Source organism: Haloplanus rubicundus (genome assembly GCF_003342675.1).
In the GTDB taxonomy this organism is placed as follows: Archaea; Halobacteriota; Halobacteria; order Halobacteriales; family Haloferacaceae; genus Haloplanus; species Haloplanus rubicundus.
This window is the reverse complement of sequence record NZ_CP031148.1, coordinates 511950-531482: the sequence shown is the minus strand read 5'-3', so window position 1 is coordinate 531482 and position 19533 is coordinate 511950. Positions and strand designations below refer to the sequence as shown.

Genomic DNA, 19533 nt, shown 5'->3' with positions numbered 1-19533 from the left:
ATGTACAAACGGGTTCGACTCAAGGATACGGTCGAAGTGCCGCCGAGGCACCTCGCCGACGTGACGCCCGAGCGGGTGAAGCGCCTGCTCCAGGACAAGCTCGAAGGACGGATGGACGAAGAGGTGGGAAGCGTCGTGAGCGTCATCAACGTCCACGACATCGGCGACGGCGCCGTGTTGCCCAACCGCCCCGGCGTCTACTACGAGGCCGAGTTCGACGCCATCACCTTCGATCCACAGATGCAGGAAGTCGTCGACGGGACGGTCGTCGAAGTCGTGGAGTTCGGGGCGTTCATCGGCATCGGTCCCGTCGACGGCCTGCTCCACGTCTCACAGATCTCCGACGAGTATCTCGCCTACGACGGCGAGAACCAGCAACTCGCCTCGACGGAGACGAACCGAACCCTCGGCGTCGGCGACGAAATTCGGGTGCGCATCGTCACCAAGAGCGTCGACGAGCGCAACCCGCGTGACAGCAAGATCGGGTTGACGGCGAAACAGCCCGGCCTCGGCAAGCACGGCTGGCTCGAAGAGGAGCGCCAGAAACGCGAGGCACAGATGGAGGGTAACTGATGGCCGAGGACCGCCTCGCCTGCCGTGAGTGTCACTTCATCAACGATCCCGACACGCAGACGTGTGCGAACTGCGGATCGTCGAGCCTCACGGAGGACTGGGCGGGCTACGTCATCATCACTCATCCCGAACGCTCGGAGGTCGCCGAGGAGATGAACGTCTCCGCACCCGGCGGCTACGCGCTCAAGGTCCGCTGACCGTGCTCGAACTCCCCGACGACCTGCGGGGAGCGTTCAAGGACCCACTGGGACCGGTCTTCACCGATCCAGACTCGTTGCTCGCGGCCGACGACGCCGGGCGACCCCTGATCGCCGTCGGCGACGTGGTCACCGCTCACCTCCGCGACGCCGGTCACCCGCCGGACGTGGCGGTTATCGACGGCAAGACCGAGCGCCACGCCGTCGACGAATCGATCAGCCGCTCGCTCCCCGCCCCCGACATCGAGGTGACGAACCCGGCCGCCACCCTCTCGCGTGCCCTCCTCGATGCGCTCGTCGAGGCGCTCGGCCGCGACGGCCCGACGACGGTCGGCGTCGACGGCGAGGAGGACCTCGCGGCGCTCCCGGCCATCCTCGCCGCGCCACTCGGCGGCTGCGTCGTCTACGGCCAGCCCGGCGAGGGGATGGTGCTCGTGCCCGTGACCGACGAGACGCGCTCGCTCGCCCGCGATCTCCTCGGTCGGATGGACGGCGACACCGACGCCGCGTTCGCGCTGCTCGGCGGCCGCTGATCCCGCGTTCCGCGCTTCGTAATCCTTTTGTCCAGTTCGAGACCACGTATGGGTAACTGAACGATGGATATCGATATCATCGCGGAAGACGAGAACCCCATGTTGCACCGGACGGACGTTCGATTCGAGATCACGCACGACGAGGCGACGCCCTCGCGGCTCTCCGTGCGCGACAGTCTCGCGGCCAAACTGAACAAGGACTCCGCCGAAGTCGTCGTCCACGAACTCGACACGAAGTTCGGGATGCGAAAGACCGTCGGCTACGCCAAGGTGTACGAGAGTCCGGACCACGCCCGCGACGTGGAACAGGAGCACATGCTCGACCGGAACAAGATCAGCGCCGACGGCGAGGACGCGGACGAAGCCGACGCGGAAGCCGAAGAAGCGTAACGCCGGATGCGAGTTCTCGGCATCGAGGGCACCGCGTGGGCGGCCAGCGCCGCGGTCTTCGAGTACGACCCCGACGACCCCGCGCCCCTCGACGCCAACCCACCAGTCATCGAAACCGACGCCTACCAGCCCGAGAGCGGCGGCATTCACCCGCGCGAGGCCGCCGAACACATGGGCGAGGCCATCCCCGCGGTGATCGAGTCGGTCCTCGACGCCACCGACGGCCCGGTCGACGCCGTCGCCTTCTCCCGCGGGCCGGGGCTCGGTCCCTGTCTCCGCATCGTCGGTACCGCCGCCCGCGCCCTCGCGGGCACCCTCGACGTGCCCCTCGTCGGCGTCAACCACATGGTCGCCCACCTCGAAATCGGCCGGTACGGCGCCGGCTTCGACTCGCCGGTCTGTCTCAACGCCAGCGGCGCCAACGCCCACCTCCTGGGCTATCACGACGGCCGGTATCGCGTCCTCGGCGAGACGATGGACACGGGCGTCGGCAACGCCATCGACAAGTTCACCCGCCACGTCGGCTGGTCACACCCCGGCGGGCCGAAAGTCGAGGACGCGGCGAAAGAGGGGGAGTACGTCGACCTCCCCTACGTCGTCAAGGGGATGGACTTCTCGTTCTCCGGCCTCATGAGCGCCGCCAAGGACGCCTACGACGCGGGGACACCCGTCGAGGACGTCTGTTTCGCCCTGCAGGAGACGATATTCGCCATGCTGACCGAGGTGAGCGAACGCGCCCTCTCCCTGACGGGGGCGGACGAACTCGTCCTCGGCGGTGGCGTCGGGCAGAACGCGCGCCTGCGGGAGATGCTGGCGACGATGTGTGCCGACCGCGGCGCGCAGTTTTACGCGCCCGACCCGCGCTACCTCCGCGACAACGCGGGCATGATCGCCGTCCTCGGCGCGAAGATGCTCGCCGCGGGCGAGACGCTCGCCATCGACGAGTCGGCGGTCGACCCCAACTTCCGCCCGGACGAGGTGGCCGTGACGTGGCGGGCGGGGGAGGCGTCCGTCTCCTTCGCCCCCGAGGAGACGGCCGAACGGCAGGGCGCGGAGGCGGTGGTCACCGTCGGGAGCGACCGCGTGATCAAGCGGCGGCTACCCAAGGCGTACCGCCATCCGGCCCTCGATGCCCGCCTGCGCCGCGAGCGAACCGTCGCCGAGGCACGCCTCACGAGCGACGCGCGGCGGGCGGGGGTGCCGACGCCCGTCGTCCGTGACGTGGACGTGGCCGAGGCGACGCTCACGTTCGATACGGTGGGGAAGCGTGACCTCGCCGCCGCGCTCACACCCGAGCGCGCCCGGACCGTCGGCGAACACCTCGCACGCCTCCACCGTGCGGGCATCGTCCACGGCGACCCCACGGTCCGGAACGTCCGGGTCGGCGACCGGGTCTCCCTCGTCGACTTCGGCCTCGGCTACCACAGCGGTCACGTCGAGGACCACGCGATGGACTGTCACGTCTTCGGCGGGAGCGTCCGCGGGACGGTGGCCGAGGCGGACGCCGACGCGACGCTCTCGGCGTTCGAAGCCGGCTACGCCGCCGTCGGCGACGACGACGTGCTCGGGCGGTTGCGGGAGATAGAGGGACGGGGACGGTACGCTTAACAGTCGGCGCGCGATCCGTCGTCGAGCAGCGTCGTCCACGCCGACCAGTAGCGGTGCCAAGCGTCGACGTAACGCTGGACCGGCGGCGAGGGGCAGTCGTCGGGCACGCGTCGCTCGTCGACGACGCTCCGGCAGTCGGGACAGCGGAGGCGTCGGCGGTCGCCGACGGTGCGGACGGTCCAGTCGCCGTCGGCGGGGCTGGCGTGGCCACAGGCCTGACAGAACAGGGTGGCCTTGCGCTCGCTCGCGTCGTCGGTCGACGGGGACGAAACGGGGGCGGAACTCATGGGTTCTCTCTACGTGGCCGAACGGGATAATTCTGGCGTTAGACAGTCTGAACCGGACGATAATGAACGATACGAGTCAGCACACGTCGGGGAGTCCCACCGAAGACCTATGTGCGAACGCGCCCTGTCCGACGCCGTGAGCGAACCGATGGACGTCGAGGCGGCGGCGGGGGTCTGTAGCGACATCGTCGACCGGGTGAGCGAAGCCGTCGTCGCCGACCGGACCTTTCTGGAGACGGTACTGGCCGGGATGCTGGCCCGCGGGCACGTCCTCGTCGAGGACGTTCCCGGCACCGGCAAGACCCTGACCGCCATCGCCTTCGCGGACGCCCTCGGCCTGGAGTTCAACCGCATCCAGTTCACCCCCGACCTCCTCCCCAGCGACATCACGGGCACCCACGTCTACGACGAACACGAGGGGACCTTTCGGTTCCAGCGCGGCCCCGTCTTCGCCAACGTCGTCCTCGCGGACGAAATAAACCGCGCGCCGCCGAAGACCCAGTCCGCCCTGCTGGAGGCGATGGACGAGGGGCAGGTGAGCGCCGACGGCGAGACGTTCCCCCTCCCCGACCCCTTCTTCGTCATCGCGACGCAGAACCCCGTCGAACAGGAGGGGACGTTCCGCCTGCCGGAGGCCCAGCGCGACCGCTTCGTCGTCGAAGTGTCGATGGGCTACCCCGACCGCGCGGGCGAACTCGAACTCCTCGAACGCCGGAGCAACCGGACGACGACGAAACCACAGGTCGACGCCGTCGTCGACGCCGCGACGGTGAGCGACCTCCGGGCAGTGCCGGAGACGGTGACCGTCGAGCCCGCGGTGCGGGAGTATCTCGTCGACCTGGCGCGGGCGACCCGCGAGGACGACCGGGTGGCGGTCGGCGTCTCGCCCCGCGGCATCCAGCGGTTCTACGAGGCGGCCCGCGCCCGCGCCGTCGTCGCCGGGCGGTCGTACGTCGCGCCCGACGACGTGAAGGCCGTCGCGCCGGTGGTACTGACCCACCGCCTCGTGTTGACCGACGAGGCGTCCATCCGCGGGATCGACCCCGCGGCCGTCGTCTCGGCCGTCCTCGACACGGTCGAGGTGCCGGCGGCGACGGCCGACTAGGCCCGCACCACCCCGAGCAGGATCACCGCCGCCGCGACGGCCGTCACCGCCCCCACGAGTACCCCGTCGGAGAGCGCCACCGCGCCGACGAGGCCGAGCGACGCCCACGCTACCCCGACGCCGACCGTCGCCGTGGCGACGCTCCCGACGGCGTGGACGGCTTCGAGACGCCCCGCCGAGCCCGAACCGAGATCCGCCCGCACCGCCGCCCCCTGATCGCTCACGTCCCACGCTACGACCCCGAGACCGACGAGGACGAACGTCGCGAGCGACGACGCCGATCCGACGCCCAGAACGACCGCGCACGTCGACAGCCCCGCGCCGGCCAGCGCGCCACCTCGCTCGCGAGCCGGGACGAGGTCGATCCGGAGGGCGACGAAAAGCGCCGTCAGCGCGACCAGCAGCGCCACGAGGGCGGCGACCGCGGCACCGAGGGCGACTCCGGTCGGCGACAGGGCGTCGAGCAGCTCGACCGCGACGGGACGAACCGTCGGCGGAAGCCCCGCGACGGCGGTCCGGATCTGGCCGCTCGCACCGACGGCGACGAGGACGACGAGGACCCCCCCGGCCGTCGCGGGGAGCAGGCGGCCGAGCGTCGACGCGGTCGTCCCCGCCATGGCCCGGAGGAGGCGGGCGGCGAGCGCGAGCGCCGCGGCGACGGCCGCGACGGAGAGCAGGAGGAGTCGCGGGCCGGTCGGGGTGAGAAGCGCCGCGACGCCGACGACCGGCAGCGCCTCGCGGACGGCCGGAATCGCCGTCGGGAGGCTCGCACTCGCGGCGATCACGCCGTATTTCATCGCCACACGGCAGTCGGCGTCGAGGCGGTCGACCGCCCGCTCGGCCGCCTCGCGCCGCGCCCGCGGGAGCAGTTCCGTGATCGGAAGGGTCGACAGCGCCCACCGACAGGCGAGCGCCGCGGCGACGACGAGGCCGAAGAAGGTCACCAGCGCCACCGTCGGCCCGCCGGGCGACAGCACCGGATCGAGGAGCGCACCCGGCGACAGCGTGGGGACGGAGACGGCGTCGAACCGCGCGGCGAGAAGCGCCACGAACGCCAGTCCGACGACCGTCAGCGTCGCGGCCGCGGACCGGAACACCCGCCGGACCGCCCGCTCGTCGATCCCCTCGCCGAGCGTGCCGGTCGCCCCGACGGCCGCCACGCCGGCACCGACCGCGAGGGCGACGGCGGGGAGGGCCGCCACGAGTCCGCCGCCGAGGACGCCGCGCTCGGCGGCGACGAGGACGACGCCCGCGACACCGCCGAGGGCGACGAGTGGCGCCAGCGCCGCGCCCGTGGCCGCCGCGGCGGGACCGTCTCGCGACCGGACGAGCGCCGCGGCACCGAGGGCGATGCCCGCCGCCGCCGTCAGCGCGATGCCCGCCGCGGTCCCACCCGTCACGCCCGCGACGATCAGGCCGACGCCGACGGCGAGGGCAACGGTCAGGCTCGCCGGGCGAGCGAGACGGTCGGCGAGCGACGCGCCCGTCATCACCGCCGCCCTCCCCGAAGCACCCGCGACAGCGCCACCGGCAACTCCTCCTCCCGATCCCAGTCCACGACGGCCGCGCCGACCGACGCGCCCGTCGATCCCGTCATCGGTAGCTCCCTCCCCGAAGCACCCGCCCCAGCGCCACCGGCAACTCCTCCTCCCGGTCCCAGTCCACGACGGCCGCGCCGACCCCCCGCATCCGGTCGAGTCGAACCGCCCGCTCCAGCGCGAGCACCCGACCGCCGACGGAGTTCGGCGGCACCGACGGCGAGAGGACCGTCGTCTCGTGGCCGTGGGCGCGGATCGACTCGACCATCGACGCCGCGGCGTCGTCGAGGGCGGGCGTGCAGTGGATCACCTGTGCCGTCGCGGGGAGGCCGGCGAGCAGGCGGCGGCAGTCGGCACCGCCGCCGTCGGCGCGGGCGTCCTCAGCGGCCGTCGCCGTCACCGACTCGCCGGAGCCAGTCGCGGCGGCGTTGCAGACGGCGGCCGCGTGGGTCGCGAAGGCGTCGGCGTCCGGCGGCACCCACGCCGGCCGCCGGTCGGTGAGCGGGTCGGCCACCCCGAAGGCACCGACGCCGACGTGGTGCCCGTCGTCGCGGAGGACGCGGGTCGCGAGCGTGGCGGCGTACGCACACAGCGTCGCACCGGTCGGGAGCGACGCCGCGCCGGCGACGTGGCTCGGCTCCCGGGCGTCGATCAGCACCGCCACCCGCGCGGCGCGCTGTTCGCGGTACTCGACCGTCGAGAGTTCGCCGGTCTTGGCGTAGCGCCGCCAGTTGATCCGGTTGACCGGGTCGCCCGCGCGGTAGTCGCGGGTGGCGTGGAACTCGACGCCGACGCCGCCGGTGTCGGTCGCCAGCGACCCCGAAAACGCCGTGGTCCGTCGCCGGAGCGGCACGTCCGCGGCGTCGATGCGGCACTCGAACCCGTCGGCGCCGTCGGCTTCGCGGGTCGTCTCGGCGACGACCGTTCCGCTCACGGTCGACGCGCGGAGCCGAACCGGACGGAAGGCGTAGCGCCCCCGGTTCGCAGTGAGCGTGTACGTCGCCGTCGCCGACTCGCCAGGGCGGAGCGCGGTGCCGACGCTCGACGCTCCGTCCCGGACCGACAGCTCCTCGGGCACGCCGTCGCGCATTCGGAGGTCCGGGAGCACCGAGGCGCCGACGTTCGTGGCCGTCAGCGTCACCTCGACGGACTGGCCCGGCAGCGGCGCCTCCGGCCGCAGCTCGCGTTCGACCCGTACCCGGTCGTCGAGGGGGGCGAGCGTCGACAGCGCCCCGTGGACGACGAAGGCGAGCGGGACGACGCCCGCGAGCAGGAGCGCCGGCGTCCCCGACGCGACGCCGACGGCGACGAGCAGGACGGCCGCCGCCGCGAGCCCACCGTACCGCCGGACGCGACGGGTCACGACGATCCCTCCAGCGCCGCGCGGAGGGCGTGGAGGCGCCCTCGGGGCGACGACGACGGCGGCGGCTCGTACCCCGACAGCCGGTCGGCGCACGTCCGCTCGACGGCGGCGAGCGTCCGGTGCACCCGGCGCTCGTAGGCGCGGCCGGGGTAGAGCCACGCGTACAGCCGATGGTACCACGGATAGTCCACGTCGGCGGTGGTCGATAGGAAGGCCGCCGCGTACCGGTCGTCGGTCCACGCCCCCCGGTCGACGTAGTCCGCGGGGTCGTCGGCTGCGACGCTCTCGACGACGACGGCACGAAGCCGTCGCCGGATCGGATCGGCGGCCACGTCGTCGGGACCGCCGCTCTCGACCGACCGCTCGTACCGCGCGGAGAGGTCGGTGCCGGCAATCGGCGGGCGCCCCCCCGACTCCCCGGCCGACCGCTCCGACAGCGGCGCCGCGGTGTCGGGCTGTGTGAGCCACGAGTAGAGCAGGCCGATCACTCCGGCGACGGCACCGGCGAACGCCAGCGCGAGACCCGAGTCGGTATCGAGAGCGTCGAGGGCATCCCGAATCGGAGCCGGGAACGTCGCCGGCGCGTAACCGTACCAGACCGCGAACCCGACGCCAGCGAGTGCGAGGCCGACCGCCGCCCGGCGCCAAGTGAGACGGCTCACTCCGTCCCTCCCCCCATCGCCTCGCGGACCGTCCGAAGCGCCTCGCGGGCGCGAGCGAGGCGGTCCGCGTCGGGGGCGAGCCGTCCGTACTCGGCGTCGCGATACGCCTCGGTCAGCGCGTGAATCGGGGGCGCCGGCAGCCCGCGCTCGATGGCGTAGCGGGCGATCTCCCCCGGCGTCCGGGTCGTCACCCGTGGTGGCGCGACGACGGCGACGAACTCGCGCCAGAGGTCGCGGATCGTCGCCGTCGACGCCTCGTCGTCGTCGGCGGTACCGGTCGCGCTCGGTGGATTGACCCCGGTCGAGTCCGCGGTTGCCGTCGCCGCCGACTCGGCACGCGCAAGCAGGCCGGCGAGCCACCGCCGGAGCCACCCGACGAGCGCACGGGGATCGAGCGCCGCGAGGGCGGCGAGTCCGCTGGTCGCCAGCCGCCCGGGGAGGCCAGCGAGGTGTCGAAGCCCGCGTCGGAGCGCCCGACCGGCGGCGACGAGGCGGTCGGCGGCGCGGACGCAGGCGGCCGCCGTCCACGCGACGAGTCGGGACAGCCACGTCGCCGCCGCCCGCCCCGCGCTCCGGGGCGTGAGGCCGCGCCGTCGCGCCGCACGGCCGAGGAGGGCGAGGCCACCCAACGCGACGGCGCCGACGACGCCGGCGTTGCGCGCGAGCGGGAGGGTCGTCCGCGCGCTCGCCCCGTCCGGGGCACGGGCGACGACGGCGGCCGACCCCGCGACCGGCAGCGACACGCCGAGCGTGCCGTTCTCGGCCGTTTGACCCGACTCGGCGCCGCCGACGGTCACCCGCGCGTCCGCGACGGGCGTCCCGTTTCGCGTCGTCGTCACCGTCGCCGACCCGCCGGGCAGCGGGAGCAGCGGCGCCGACACCGAGAGGTTCACCGGCGGCGGCGCGGCGGGCGTCGGGGTGGTGCCCGCGGCGTAGACGCGAATCGTCGTCGTCGCATTGACGGCCTCGCGACGCGCCGCGAGTCGGTAGGTGCCGGGAGAGACGTCGGCGAGCGAGACGCCGAGGCGGCCGTCCGGTCCCGTCCGGCCGACGCGCTCGCCGTCGAGGGTCACCGTCGCCCCGCGAACGGGCACGTCACGGATCGTCGCCCGGACGGTCGTCCCGCCGCCCGCGACGGGCGTCCCCTCGACGGCGAGCGTGACGTTCGTGTCGCTCCGGTAGGTCCGCGAGGAGCCGTTGGGTGCCGGGGCGGCGCGCTGTGGGAGGGCCGGCGACGCGGCGCGGTCGGCGTGGCCCGCCGTCTCGCCACGAGCCGGGAGCATCGGACCGCCGGCCCACCGGTCGGCAGTCGTCTCGTTCGCCCCGCCGTCGTACTTCGTCGCCGCGTCCGGGGGTCGCGCAGTGACCGTGAACTCGGCGGCGTATGGGAGTCGCGTCGTCACGGTGCCCTCGGCGCCCGTCCAGCCGACGCGCTCGCCGTTGATCTCGACCGGCGCGCCGACGACCGGCGATCCGTTCTTGGCGACGCTGATGGAGACGGGCGCCCCCGCCACCGCCGAGCGGTTGAGCGAGATGTCGTACGGCGGCTGTGGGTTCTGCACCGGGAGCCGCCCCGAGCCGGTCGGATCGAAGCGCACCCAGCCGGTCCCGGGGAAGAACACCTCGACCCACGCGTGTCCCCGGTCGGCGGTGACGAGATACTCCTCCTCGCCCACCCGCTCGCCCGGCGCGTAGCCGACGACGTAGCGGGCCGGAATCCCCTGCGTCCGCAGCATGGCGACCATCGAGGTGGCGTAGTACTGGCAGTAGCCCGACTCCATCTCGAAGATGAACTGGTCGGCGACCGGCTCGCCCGCCTCGTGGCTGGCGTTCAGGGAATACGGCTTCTTTTTGAGCCAGTCGCGAACCGTGACCGCCTCGTCGTACGGCGTCTCGTCGCCCGCGGTCAGGTCGTCGGTGAACGCGCCCACCCGATCCGGCGTCGCCTCGGGCAGTTGCGTGTACCGCTCCGCGATGCGGTCGGGGTAGTCGGTGCCGGCGGCCCGGAGCGTCGACGGGTCCGAGGGCGGCGCCGCGCTCCGGGCGAGGTAGTCCGTCCCCGCGGGGAGTCGGGTCGTCGCGCGGACGCCGCCGACCGTCGACGCCTCGACGCCCGCGCTCGCGTTCGGCAGTTCGACGCCGCTCGGTTGCCAGGCGGTCGGGAGCGACGACGACGGCACCAGGAGAGTGACGCGGTAGTCCATCGCCCGCCCGTCGACCGTCCGGGCGTCGTTGGGGACGCCCTCGGCGATGGACCGCCACCGCGGCGAACTCGCCCACGACGACCCGGTGTACGTGGCGTACGCCGTCTGTCGCCAGTAGGTGTTCTCCGGGCCCTCGACGACGAACTGCGGGGTCTGGGCGAGTTCACCTTCGAACCCCTGCGTGGAGCCGATTCGCGTCCGTTCGGGGGGCTGTGAGAGCGGGACGCCGCTCGGCGAGCCGCCGGGTAGCTGGCCGCCGGCGGAGGCACCCCCCGGACGCTCGCCGCCGCCCTCGGGCGTCGCCATCGCTCCGGGCGTTCCGGTCGCCGCTGGCGTCCCCCGCTCGCCGTCGTCCATCCCGCCGCCGCCGAGGCCGGCGCCGGGGAGGAGCGCCGCGGCGACGACGAGCGCCGCGACGGCCGCGAGCGCGAGCGCCACCTCGCCGTACTCGGCGCCGCCGGAGCCGTCGGACTCACTCATTGCGGATAATGTGAATCGGCCGTCAGCAACAATAACGCTGTTCCCGCGAGCGATACCTCGGAGTCGAAACCCACCTGCCGGCGGCGTCCGTACGGGTCGTATGGACAAGGCGACGCTCCGGGAGCGCATCTGGGACGACCTGGAGGCGAGCGGCGAAGCGCGGTTCCCGTTTCCACCGCACGACCGCATCCCCAACTTCGCGGGTGCGAGCGAGGCGGCCGACCGCCTCGCCGAAACCGACGAGTGGAAGCGTGCAGAGACGATCAAGGCGAACCCCGACGCCCCGCAGTTGCCGGTGCGGCGGGCCGCGCTCCGGGCGGGCAAGGCGCTGTACGTGGCCGTCCCGCGCCTGCGCGACGAGCGGTGTTTCCGGCGGCTCGACCCCGACGAGGTGGATGATGTCGACGCTTCGACGACGGTCGGCGGCATCGACGAGTACGGGACGCCGGTCGGTCCCGACGAGATGGAACGGATCGACCTGATCGTCAGTGGGAGCGTCGCTGTGAGTGAAGGTGGCAGCCGAGTCGGGAAAGGCGAGGGGTACAGCGACCTGGAGTTCGCCGTCCTCCGGGAGTTCGGCCTCGTGGACGACGGCACGACGACGGCGACGACGGTCCACGAGCGACAGGTCGTCGACGACGCCCCGCCGCCGGACGACCACGACGTGCCGATGGCTCTGGTCGTGACGCCCGAACGGGGCGTGCGGACGGGGGCGGCGGGGAAACCGTCGGGGATCGACTGGGCGAAACTGGGCGAACGGGTCGCGGAGATGCCGGTGCTGGAGCGACTGCGGTCGGAGTGATCGACGCAGGCTATTTGCCGGCGCGGGTGGATGTGCGTCCGTGCGACTCGTACAGGTCATGGTCCCCGCGGGCAAGCGCGAGTCGATCCTGCGGGCGCTCGACGACGAGGGCATCGACTACGTCGTCACCGACGAGACCAGCAGCCGCGAGTACACCGCGACGGTGACCTTCCCCCTGCCGTCGGCGGCGGTCGAACCGGTGTTGGAGCGGCTCCGGGAAGCCGGTCTCGACCGGGACGCGTACACCGTCGTCCTCGACGCCGAGACGGTGATCTCGCGGCGGTTCGACGACCTCGTCGAGCGCTACGAGGAAGGGGAGGAGAACGGTGACCGGATCGCCCGCGAGGAACTCGCGGCGCGGGCACGTTCGCTCGCGCCGACGTGGCGGACGTTCGTCGTCATGACGGCGGTGAGCGCCATCGTCGCCACCGCGGGCCTCCTGCTCGACTCCGCCGCAGTGGTGGTGGGCTCGATGGTCATCGCGCCGTTGATCGGCCCCGCGATGGCGACGAGCACCGGGTCGGTCGTCGACGACCGCGAACTCCTGCTCCGCGGGGTGAAACTCCAGGTCGCCGGCGGGGTGTTGGCCGTCGTCGCCGCCGCGGGCTTCGCCGCGCTCCTGCGGACCGCCCACATCGTCCCCCTCGAAGCGGCCGACGTGTTCGCCATCGACGAGGTGCGCGAACGCCTCGTCCCCGACGTGCTCTCCCTGGTCATCGCGCTCGGCGCGGGCGCCGCGGGGGCGCTCTCCCTCTCGACCGGCGTCTCGACGGCGCTCGTCGGCGTCATGATCGCCGCGGCGCTCGTTCCGCCGACGGCCGTCGTCGGCATCGGCCTCGCGTGGGGGTCGCCCCGCACCGTCTCCGGGGCCTTCGTGCTCGTGCTCGTCAACTTCCTCTCGATCAACTTCGCGGCGCTGGCCGTGCTGTGGCTCACGGGCTACCGACCCGAGAGCTGGTTCCGGCGCGAGGAGGCGCGGACGGCGACGCTCAAGCGCATCGCCACCCTCGGCGTCGCCCTGCTCGTCCTCTCGACCCTACTCGCGGGCGTCACCTACGGCACCTACCGGACCGCGACGTTCGAGGAGGACACCCGACTGGCCGTCGACGACGCCCTCGCCGACTACGAGGACCTGGAGCGCCTCTCGCTCACCGTCGTCTACGAGGAGACGTTTCCCTTCTCCCGCCCGGAACGCGTGACGGTCACCGTCGGCCACCCACCCGGCCGGGAGACACCCGAACTCGCCGGCCGCCTCGCCGAACGGATCGAAGCCATCGACGACTCGCTGCTCCGCGACGACGGCCCCATCACCGTCGAAGTCCGGTACGTCGCCGTCGACGTGGGAACGAGCGCCGACCGCACGGCGGCCGCAGCGAGCGTCGGCCCCAGTTCACCATCCACGGCATCGGGTCGCGTTACCACTCGACATACGGCGTAATTCATATCCTCGGCCGTCCTCTCTCTTCCCCTATGAAACGTGTGATTTCTCTGACACTCGTTGCCGTCGTCCTCCTCGCCGGCTGTACCACCCCGCTCCAGACCGCCGCGAGCGACGGCGGGGCGACCGGTCCGACCATCTCGGTGTCCGCGACCGGATCGGCCAGCGCCGAGCCCGATCTGGCGGTCGTCCACGTCGGCGTCGAGTCGACGGCCGACACCGCGAACGCGGCCCGCGGGCAGGTCGCCCGGGGCGTCGAGCGCGTGCGGACGGCCCTCTCGGACGCCGACGTTCCCGACGCGGCCGTGACGACGACGACGTTCGGCATCGCGCCCGTCTACAACTACAGCCGCAGCGAGCGCGAACTCGTCGGCTACCGCGCGGTCCACGCACTCGCCGTCGAGACGGGTCCCGACCGCGCCGGCGAGGTGATCGACCTCGCCGTCGGCGCCGGTGCGACGAGCGTCGACGGCGTCCGCTTCACGCTGAGCGACGAGCGCAGGGCCGAACTGCGGGCGACGGCGCTCGACCGGGCGATGGACGCCGCGCGCGCCGACGCGGACGGCATCGCCGACGCGGCGGACCTCTCGGTGACCGGCGTCCGGCAGGCCTCGACCGGCGCGGCGTTCGCTCCCTTCCCGACCGCCCGGTTCGAGGATACCGCGGGCGGCGGCGAGACGGTCATCCAGCCCGCACCCGTGACGGTCACCGCCACCGTCGACGTGACGTATTCGGGCCGTTAACGCGACGGCAGGTCGGGCTCCCAGTCGACCGTCTCGACCGCCAGGTCGAGTACCGCGTCGACGTTCTCCCCCTCGCTGACGCTCATGTAGGCGTCGGCGTCCACGTCGCGGGAGCGGTCGCTCTTGTTACACACCGTCAGCACGGGGGCGTCGAAGCGCTCGGCGACGGCGTTCCGCAGGTCGAGTTGGGCGTCGAGCGGGTAGCCACACGCCTCGCTCGCGTCGACGACGAAGAGGACGGCGTCGGCGAGGTGGGCGAGCGCGCTCGCTGCCTGGCTCTCGATGTCGTTGCGCTCCGCTTCCGGCCGGTCCAGCAGTCCGGGCGTGTCGATGATCTGATAGCGGATGTGGTCCCGTTCGAAGTGACCGATCTGGATGCCGCGGGTGGTGAACGGATACCGGGCGATTTCGTTGTCGGCGCGGGTGACCGCGTTCACGAACGACGACTTGCCGACGTTGGGGTAGCCCGCGACGACGATGGTCGGTTCGTCCGGGCGAATGTCGGGCAGGTCACGGAGGGCGTCGCGGGCCTCGCCCACCCGCAACAGATCGGCCTCGATTTCCTCCACCACGTCCGCCATCCGGGCGAACGCCTGCTTGCGGTGCTTTCTGGCCGTCTCGGCGTCCGTCTTCCGGAGTTTCGCGTTGTACTCGCGCTGAATCTCCTCGACCTGACGGCTCGCCCACGTCACCTCCGAGAGGCTGGCCCGCAGGGCGTCGACCCCCGTCTGTTCGGTGCCGTCGTCGGCGGTTCTGGTCCCCATCTCCCGGCGCAACACCGCGTCGGCGAGTTCGCGATAGAACGGGTCGACGACGCCGAAATCCGGCCACTCGGTCACCACGTTCTCCAGGTTGTCCGAGAGGATGTTGCCCGCCGTCTGCAGCATGGACTGCTGGGCCTCCACCCCGGACTTCGCGCGCCCGGTCCGGGCGGCCCGCGAGAACGCCTTGTCGATAAGTTCCTCCGACCGGGGCGTGGTCGGCAGGGCTTCGAAAATCATTGTCGGCGTTTCGACACGGGCGAATAAAAGGTCGTCCGTTCGCGACGGCACCGAACTACCGCTTCGACGGCGATGCGGCGGCTGACGCGCCGTCGTCGGTCCCAGCGGGGCGCACGCCCCACCCGACGACGCCGGCAGCGACGAGAAGCGCCCCGCCGGCGACGAGCAGGAACGGTTCGGCGCCGAGGACGAACCGCACCGATGCCCCGCCGAAGGCCGTGACCGGCGCGTAGAGCCCCGGGTCCTGCGCGTAGTGCAGAACGGCCCGGAAGGCGTAGGACAGGACGACGACGCCCGTCGCGGCGGGCACGACGGCGAGGCGTCGCCACCGGAACGCGGCGCCGGCGCCGACGACGCCGACGAGTCCCAGACGGGCGAGCAACACTTCCTCGTGACTGAGTGCCCCGTCCCAGCCCGTCGTGATCGTGCCCTCGTAGCCGGGGGCGACGTGGACGAGACCCTGGTGGACGCCGACGGCGATGGTCACGAACCCGGCGAGGGCGAGCACGGCGGGAATCGCTCGTTTCGGACGCATGCGTCCGGCTTCGCGAACATCGCCAATCAAAACTGGGGCCCAGTTATCGGTCCAGATACTCCCCTTGCACCGCCACCACGTCCGCCGAGTCGTCGCAGGCGGCGTACCGCCGCAGGGGTTCGTCGTTGAGTTCGAGGAACGTCTCGCCCCACGTGAACTTCGACAGCACCCGCTCGGCCGCGGGCCGGTCACCGAGGATGACCAGCCCCGCCGCCAGTGCCTCCACCGTCGTCAGCCGGAACGGCTTGCCGAAGTTGACCGGGTTGGCGGCGACGAGGTAGGGGAGCGCGCGATGCTCGCCGGGAAGCGAGAAGCGGGCCTCGCCGGCCGACTCCCACGAACAGTCGAGGGCCACGAGGGTATCCGTTTCGTCGGCGGGCGAGAGCGCCCGCTCCGCGTGGGGGTTGAGCACGACCCCGTACGGCGTCGCCCGGTCCGACCGGTGGAGTTCGACGAGGTCGAACCGCGCGAGTTTGCGGGCGGTGCATTTGTCGGGGTCGTCGTCGCCCGCGTAGCGCACGTGCAGGTCCACAGCGAGAGCAGGCGGGCGGCCGATAAAGGGGTTCGGACCTCACGCCGGCCCGAGCAGGTGGTAGGCGTCGCGGTCGGCGAGGAAGTCGTCGGCCTGTCGCTCGCCCAGCGCCAGCAAGTCCTCGATGAAGCCCGCGCGCCGGTCGAGTTTCGACGCCGTGCGGAGGGGCCGCTCGCCGTCGAGGCGGCTCTCGTCGAGTGCGAGTTCGCGGACGGTGACGGGTTTGTACCGCTCCCGCGGCAGGACGCCGTCGTCGATCCAGTCGTTCACCCGATCGACGAAGTGGAGTTCCTGTGCGAGTGAGAGACTGCCAGCGAGTTCGTTGCGCCGGTCGGCGATTGCCGCGAGCGTGGAGAAGTCGCCGCGCTGGGTCCGTGGGTTGATGCGCACAAGCCAGATTTCGTCCGGCTTCGCCCCCGCCCGATCCGGACCGTCGAGCAGGTTCCGGATCGGCGGGTTCTGGGAGAAGAGGCCGTCCCAGTACTCGTGGACCGGGCCACCGGGTTCGTCGGGCATCCGGACGCCCTCGAACACCGTCGGCACCGACGCCGAGGCGAGGACGGCGTCGACGGAGAGGGGTTTGGGGTGCTCGTCGAGCCACGCGGTGGATCGATCGACGTCGCCGTCGTCCACCTCGACCGGCCGATCCGTGAATATCTCGAAGGTCCCGTCCGTCGCGTCGACGGCGCTCACGAGGAGTTTCGGCGCCGACGGGTCGGCCTCGGCCACGAGGTCCGCGAGGACCGCGGGGTCGACCTGCGCCTCGACGGCGTCCCGGAGGCGACGCTTCGCCATCCGGGCGCCGGCGTTGTACGCTGGGCTGATCTGCGCGACCGGAAACCCGCCGTCGAGGAGGCGCGCGAGACCCACGACGCCGAAGTTGACGAGCGAGTCGACGGGACCGCGCGTCTCGATGTCGGCCCAGAACTCCGCGAGGTCGCGCCGCGCCGTCGCCGCGTCGGCGGTCCGCAGCCCGTACCACGCCACGAGCGCACAGAGCGCGCCGCCCGACGTGCCGGTGAAGGCCGTCAGGTCGTAGTCGGCGTCCGGTTCGGCGAGCAGCCGCCGCAGGACGCCCGCGGTGAAGGCCGTATGACTCCCCCCGCCCTGACAGGCGACCGCCACGCTCGTCTGGTCGTCGCTCATACGAACCCTCACGCGCCGTTCGTGCTAAACAGTTGTCATTAGAGATCGAACGGTTCATCCACCCGGGGACGGGAGGATCGGTATGGACCGCCGCGACGCCGTGCGGTACTACTACGACGCCATCGACGCCGGCGACTACGACCGCCTGCGCGACCTTCTCGCACCCGGATTCGTCCAGCGCCGACCGGATCGGACGTTCGACGGCCGGGATCGGTTCGTCCAGTTCATGCGGGAGGATCGACCGCGAACCGACACCGAACACGTCGTCGAGGCGGTTGGTGTCGACGACGGCGACGGGGTGTCGACCGTCTTCGTGGAAGGCCGCCTCCGAACCGCCGACGGCGACGACCTGTTCGGGTTCGTCGACGTCCACCGCGTCGGCGACGCGGGCATCGAGTCGCTGCGGACGTACACGGCCTAGCCGAGCGACGGCGGCGAGTCGCTCCCGTCCGCGGCGGACAGTTCGAGTTCGATTTCGAGTTCCGCGTCGTCGCCGCCGACGTGTTCCACCTCCAGTTCGACGGGGTCGCGGTACGCGAACTCCAAGTCCCAGTCGTCGCCGGAGAGGCTCACGTCCTCGCCCGCCTGCAGGCACTCGCCGACGGCGATCAGGAACTCGCCGGCCTCGGCCGCGCTGACGTGATACTCCTGCTGGAAGTAGTCGCCGGTGCGGGTCGTCGAGTCGTCGTCAGGGGTGGGCGTCTCGGTCATCCCGTCTATTTTGACGGGGCAACACCGTAAGTAAGGGGTCGCTACGCGGGGAGGCCCCGACACACCACCGACCGCCGCTCACTCCCGCTCGCCCGCGCCGACGGCCACCGCCGTCGCCGCGGGGAGGCCCCGACACACCACCGACCGCCGCTCACTCCCGCTCGCCCGCGCCGACGGCCACCGCCGTCGCCGCGGGGAGGCCCCGACACACCACCGACCGCCACTCACTCCCGCTCGCCCGCGCCGACGGCGCTCTCCCCCACCTTCTCGTGACCCTCGATGACCTCCGTGCCGCTCATGTAGGGTCGGAGCGCCTCGGGGACGGTGACAGTACCGTCCTCGTTCTGGTAGTATTCGAGGATGGCGACCATCACGCGCCCGACGGCGGTGCCCGACGCGTTGAGCGTGTGGAGGTACTCCGCCGACTCGTGTCGCTCGGGGCGGTAGCGCAGGCCCGCCCGCCGCGACTGAAAGTCCTCGAAGTTCGAGGCGCTGGAGACTTCGAGCCACCGGCCGCCCCGTTCGGGGCCGTCCTCGGCCTCCGTGCCCGGCGCCCACACCTCGATGTCGTAGGTCTTCGCGGACGCGAAGGTCAGGTCGCCGGTACAGAGCGTGAGGATGCGGTAGGGGAGACCGAGTCGCCGCAGGACCTCCTCGGCCTCGTCGACCAGCGATTCGAGGCGGTCGTAACTGTCCTCCGGTTCGACGAAGTTGACGAGTTCCACCTTGTTGAACTGGTGGACGCGGACGATGCCGCGGGTTTCCGTGCCGTGTTCGCCCGCCTCGCGCCGAAAGTTGGGGGTGTACGCCTGGTGTTTCAGCGGCAGGTCCTCCCGGAGGAGGATGTCGTCGGCGTACATGTTGGTGACGGGTACCTCGGCGGTGGGACAGAGCCACAGGTCGTCGTCGTCGTAGTCCTCGGTCTCCGCGCCGCCGATGCGGTAGGCGTCCTCCGCGAACTTCGGGAGCTGGCCGGTCCCCTCCATCGACGTGGACTTGACCGGAATCGGGGGGAAGAGGTCGACGTAACCCTGCTCGCGGTGGACGTCCATCATGAACTGGATGAGCGCGTGTTCGAGGCGGGCGCCGTCGCCTTTCAGGAAGTAAAAGCCCGCGCCGGTCGTCTTCGCGCCCCGGGCCTCGTCGATGACGTCGAGGTCCTCGCCGAGGTCGTAGTGCGGGGTGACCGTCTCGGGCAGGTCGCGCAGGTCGTCGAAGCCGTGGCGACGCTCCTCGACGTTGTCGCTCTCGTCGTCGCCGACGGGCACGTCGTCGTCGGGGACGTTCGGAATCTCCATCAGCTTGGCCTCCAGTTCGGCCTCCAGTTCGTCGGCGCGGTCCTCCACCTCCTCCAGTCGCTCTTTGAGCTCCTGCGAGCGCTCGATGGCTTCCTCGGCCTCCTCGTCTTTGCCCTCGGCTTTGAGGCGGCCGATCCGGTCGCTCACTTCGTTGCGCTCGTGGCGCAGGTCGTCGCCCTCGCTTTTGAGCGACCGCCACTCGTCGTCGATCTCCAGCAGTCGGTCGAGATCGACGTCGTCTGCCATCCCCCGGTCCTCCAGGTTCCGGCGAACCGCGTCGGGGTTCTCACGGAGATACTGCCTGCTGAGCATTTGGCCGGTTTTCTCGCGGCCGCGACAAAACCGTGTCGGGACGGGGTGGGAAGGCTTTTCACCGACGCCGACGGG

Annotated in this window: 22 protein-coding genes; 10 read left to right on the top strand and 12 right to left on the bottom strand. The window is 72.0% G+C overall.

Going from position 1 to position 19533, the window contains the following annotated elements:
* The 5 genes from DU484_RS03495 (at position 1) to DU484_RS03475 (ending at position 3301) form a co-directional block, all read left to right on the top strand.
* The gene (locus DU484_RS03495; protein ID WP_114584803.1) at positions 1–573 is read left to right on the top strand and encodes a DNA-directed RNA polymerase; all 573 of its coding nucleotides are present in this window, start codon (positions 1–3) and stop codon (positions 571–573) included.
* Positions 573–770 (top strand): transcription elongation factor subunit Spt4, encoded by a 198-nt coding sequence (spt4, locus tag DU484_RS03490; RefSeq protein ID WP_114584802.1) that lies wholly within the window; start codon positions 573–575, stop codon positions 768–770. Before DU484_RS03495 ends, spt4 begins: the two co-directional genes overlap by 1 nt.
* Positions 771–772: 2 nt before the next feature.
* Positions 773–1303, top strand: coding sequence for a GTP-dependent dephospho-CoA kinase family protein (locus DU484_RS03485; protein ID WP_114584801.1), 531 nt, complete (start codon positions 773–775; stop codon positions 1301–1303).
* A gap of 63 nt (positions 1304–1366) precedes the next feature.
* On the top strand, positions 1367–1693 hold the full coding sequence (locus DU484_RS03480; protein WP_114584800.1) for a 30S ribosomal protein S24e: 327 nt from the start codon (positions 1367–1369) through the stop codon (positions 1691–1693).
* A 6-nt stretch (positions 1694–1699) separates the two neighbouring features.
* Complete coding sequence (locus DU484_RS03475) at positions 1700–3301, top strand: bifunctional N(6)-L-threonylcarbamoyladenine synthase/serine/threonine protein kinase (protein ID WP_114605123.1); 1602 nt, start codon at positions 1700–1702, stop codon at positions 3299–3301.
* On the opposite strand, the gene DU484_RS03470 is transcribed toward DU484_RS03475, so the two are convergent.
* The gene (locus tag DU484_RS03470) at positions 3298–3588 is read right to left on the bottom strand and encodes a hypothetical protein (protein ID WP_114584798.1); all 291 of its coding nucleotides are present in this window, start codon (positions 3586–3588) and stop codon (positions 3298–3300) included. The genes DU484_RS03475 and DU484_RS03470 overlap by 4 nt on opposite strands.
* A 148-nt stretch (positions 3589–3736) precedes the next feature.
* Here DU484_RS03470 and DU484_RS03465 point away from each other — a divergent pair, with 148 nt between their 5' ends.
* Positions 3737–4693 (top strand): AAA family ATPase, encoded by a 957-nt coding sequence (locus tag DU484_RS03465; RefSeq protein WP_114606706.1) that lies wholly within the window; start codon positions 3737–3739, stop codon positions 4691–4693.
* Here DU484_RS03465 and DU484_RS03460 read toward each other — a convergent pair.
* From DU484_RS03460 to DU484_RS03450, 4 genes are all read right to left on the bottom strand, one after another.
* Positions 4690–6183, bottom strand: a complete 1494-nt coding sequence (locus tag DU484_RS03460; protein ID WP_114605122.1) for a hypothetical protein — start codon at positions 6181–6183, stop codon at positions 4690–4692. The genes DU484_RS03465 and DU484_RS03460 overlap by 4 nt on opposite strands.
* 103 nt (positions 6184–6286) lie before the next feature.
* The gene (locus tag DU484_RS03455; RefSeq protein WP_187347758.1) at positions 6287–7594 is read right to left on the bottom strand and encodes a DUF58 domain-containing protein; all 1308 of its coding nucleotides are present in this window, start codon (positions 7592–7594) and stop codon (positions 6287–6289) included.
* A complete protein-coding gene (locus DU484_RS19905; RefSeq protein ID WP_187347757.1) occupies positions 7591–8256 on the bottom strand; it encodes a DUF7269 family protein in 666 nt (221 codons plus the stop codon). The genes DU484_RS03455 and DU484_RS19905 overlap by 4 nt, the downstream gene beginning before the upstream one ends.
* Positions 8253–10940 carry a transglutaminase domain-containing protein gene (locus tag DU484_RS03450; protein WP_114605120.1) on the bottom strand — a complete coding sequence of 896 codons (2688 nt, stop codon included), beginning with the start codon at positions 10938–10940 and terminating at the stop codon, positions 8253–8255. Before DU484_RS03450 ends, DU484_RS19905 begins: the two co-directional genes overlap by 4 nt.
* 100 nt (positions 10941–11040) lie before the next feature.
* Here DU484_RS03450 and DU484_RS03445 point away from each other — a divergent pair, with 100 nt between their 5' ends.
* The 3 genes from DU484_RS03445 to DU484_RS03435 are packed head-to-tail and all read left to right on the top strand — an operon-like array spanning position 11041 to position 13923.
* Positions 11041–11742 (top strand): 5-formyltetrahydrofolate cyclo-ligase, encoded by a 702-nt coding sequence (locus DU484_RS03445; RefSeq protein WP_114605119.1) that lies wholly within the window; start codon positions 11041–11043, stop codon positions 11740–11742.
* A gap of 40 nt (positions 11743–11782) precedes the next feature.
* Positions 11783–13180 (top strand): TIGR00341 family protein, encoded by a 1398-nt coding sequence (locus DU484_RS03440; RefSeq protein ID WP_187347756.1) that lies wholly within the window; start codon positions 11783–11785, stop codon positions 13178–13180.
* Positions 13181–13212: 32 nt separating this feature from the next.
* Positions 13213–13923 carry an SIMPL domain-containing protein gene (locus tag DU484_RS03435; protein WP_114584793.1) on the top strand — a complete coding sequence of 237 codons (711 nt, stop codon included), beginning with the start codon at positions 13213–13215 and terminating at the stop codon, positions 13921–13923.
* Here the strand turns inward: DU484_RS03435 and DU484_RS03430 are convergent.
* The 4 genes from DU484_RS03430 to DU484_RS03415 are packed head-to-tail and all read right to left on the bottom strand — an operon-like array spanning position 13920 to position 17137.
* Positions 13920–14924: an NOG1 family protein gene (locus tag DU484_RS03430; RefSeq protein ID WP_114605118.1), complete on the bottom strand. Its 1005-nt coding sequence runs from the start codon at positions 14922–14924 to the stop codon at positions 13920–13922. The genes DU484_RS03435 and DU484_RS03430 overlap by 4 nt on opposite strands.
* Before the next feature lie 55 nt (positions 14925–14979).
* Positions 14980–15459 carry a hypothetical protein gene (locus DU484_RS03425; RefSeq protein ID WP_114605117.1) on the bottom strand — a complete coding sequence of 160 codons (480 nt, stop codon included), beginning with the start codon at positions 15457–15459 and terminating at the stop codon, positions 14980–14982.
* A 43-nt stretch (positions 15460–15502) separates the two neighbouring features.
* A complete protein-coding gene (locus DU484_RS03420; RefSeq protein ID WP_114605116.1) occupies positions 15503–15991 on the bottom strand; it encodes a DUF367 family protein in 489 nt (162 codons plus the stop codon).
* 39 nt (positions 15992–16030) lie between these two features.
* On the bottom strand, positions 16031–17137 hold the full coding sequence (locus DU484_RS03415) for a patatin-like phospholipase family protein (RefSeq protein ID WP_114605115.1): 1107 nt from the start codon (positions 17135–17137) through the stop codon (positions 16031–16033).
* Positions 17138–17219: 82 nt separating this feature from the next.
* Here DU484_RS03415 and DU484_RS03410 point away from each other — a divergent pair, with 82 nt between their 5' ends.
* The gene (locus DU484_RS03410; protein WP_114605114.1) at positions 17220–17558 is read left to right on the top strand and encodes a nuclear transport factor 2 family protein; all 339 of its coding nucleotides are present in this window, start codon (positions 17220–17222) and stop codon (positions 17556–17558) included.
* Here DU484_RS03410 and DU484_RS03405 read toward each other — a convergent pair.
* The 3 genes from DU484_RS03405 to serS form a co-directional block, all read right to left on the bottom strand.
* A complete protein-coding gene (locus tag DU484_RS03405) occupies positions 17555–17848 on the bottom strand; it encodes an amphi-Trp domain-containing protein (RefSeq protein WP_114605113.1) in 294 nt (97 codons plus the stop codon). The genes DU484_RS03410 and DU484_RS03405 overlap by 4 nt on opposite strands.
* A gap of 78 nt (positions 17849–17926) precedes the next feature.
* Positions 17927–18076, bottom strand: a complete 150-nt coding sequence (locus DU484_RS19380; protein WP_157969493.1) for a hypothetical protein — start codon at positions 18074–18076, stop codon at positions 17927–17929.
* Positions 18073–19458, bottom strand: coding sequence for a serine--tRNA ligase (gene serS / locus DU484_RS03400; protein WP_114605112.1), 1386 nt, complete (start codon positions 19456–19458; stop codon positions 18073–18075). Before serS ends, DU484_RS19380 begins: the two co-directional genes overlap by 4 nt.
* Positions 19459–19533: the final 75 nt, after the last annotated feature.

Bases quoted from the DNA above. Each gene is read 5' to 3' on its own strand.
- DU484_RS03450 (WP_114605120.1), bottom strand. From the start codon at position 10,940: ATGAGTGAGTCCGACGGCTCCGGCGGCGCCGAGTACGGCGAGGTGGCG.
- DU484_RS03405 (WP_114605113.1), bottom strand. From the start codon at position 17,848: ATGACCGAGACGCCCACCCCTGACGACGACTCGACGACCCGCACCGGC.
- DU484_RS03435 (WP_114584793.1), top strand. From the start codon at position 13,213: ATGAAACGTGTGATTTCTCTGACACTCGTTGCCGTCGTCCTCCTCGCC.
- DU484_RS03460 (WP_114605122.1), bottom strand. From the start codon at position 6,183: ATGACGGGCGCGTCGCTCGCCGACCGTCTCGCTCGCCCGGCGAGCCTG.
- DU484_RS03470 (WP_114584798.1), bottom strand. From the start codon at position 3,588: ATGAGTTCCGCCCCCGTTTCGTCCCCGTCGACCGACGACGCGAGCGAG.
- DU484_RS03415 (WP_114605115.1), bottom strand. From the start codon at position 17,137: ATGAGCGACGACCAGACGAGCGTGGCGGTCGCCTGTCAGGGCGGGGGG.
- DU484_RS03445 (WP_114605119.1), top strand. From the start codon at position 11,041: ATGGACAAGGCGACGCTCCGGGAGCGCATCTGGGACGACCTGGAGGCG.
- DU484_RS03465 (WP_114606706.1), top strand. From the start codon at position 3,737: ATGGACGTCGAGGCGGCGGCGGGGGTCTGTAGCGACATCGTCGACCGG.
- DU484_RS03475 (WP_114605123.1), top strand. From the start codon at position 1,700: ATGCGAGTTCTCGGCATCGAGGGCACCGCGTGGGCGGCCAGCGCCGCG.
- DU484_RS03430 (WP_114605118.1), bottom strand. From the start codon at position 14,924: ATGATTTTCGAAGCCCTGCCGACCACGCCCCGGTCGGAGGAACTTATC.
- DU484_RS03495 (WP_114584803.1), top strand. From the start codon at position 1: ATGTACAAACGGGTTCGACTCAAGGATACGGTCGAAGTGCCGCCGAGG.
- spt4 (WP_114584802.1), top strand. From the start codon at position 573: ATGGCCGAGGACCGCCTCGCCTGCCGTGAGTGTCACTTCATCAACGAT.
- serS (WP_114605112.1), bottom strand. From the start codon at position 19,458: ATGCTCAGCAGGCAGTATCTCCGTGAGAACCCCGACGCGGTTCGCCGG.
- DU484_RS03410 (WP_114605114.1), top strand. From the start codon at position 17,220: ATGGACCGCCGCGACGCCGTGCGGTACTACTACGACGCCATCGACGCC.
- DU484_RS03480 (WP_114584800.1), top strand. From the start codon at position 1,367: ATGGATATCGATATCATCGCGGAAGACGAGAACCCCATGTTGCACCGG.
- DU484_RS03425 (WP_114605117.1), bottom strand. From the start codon at position 15,459: ATGCGTCCGAAACGAGCGATTCCCGCCGTGCTCGCCCTCGCCGGGTTC.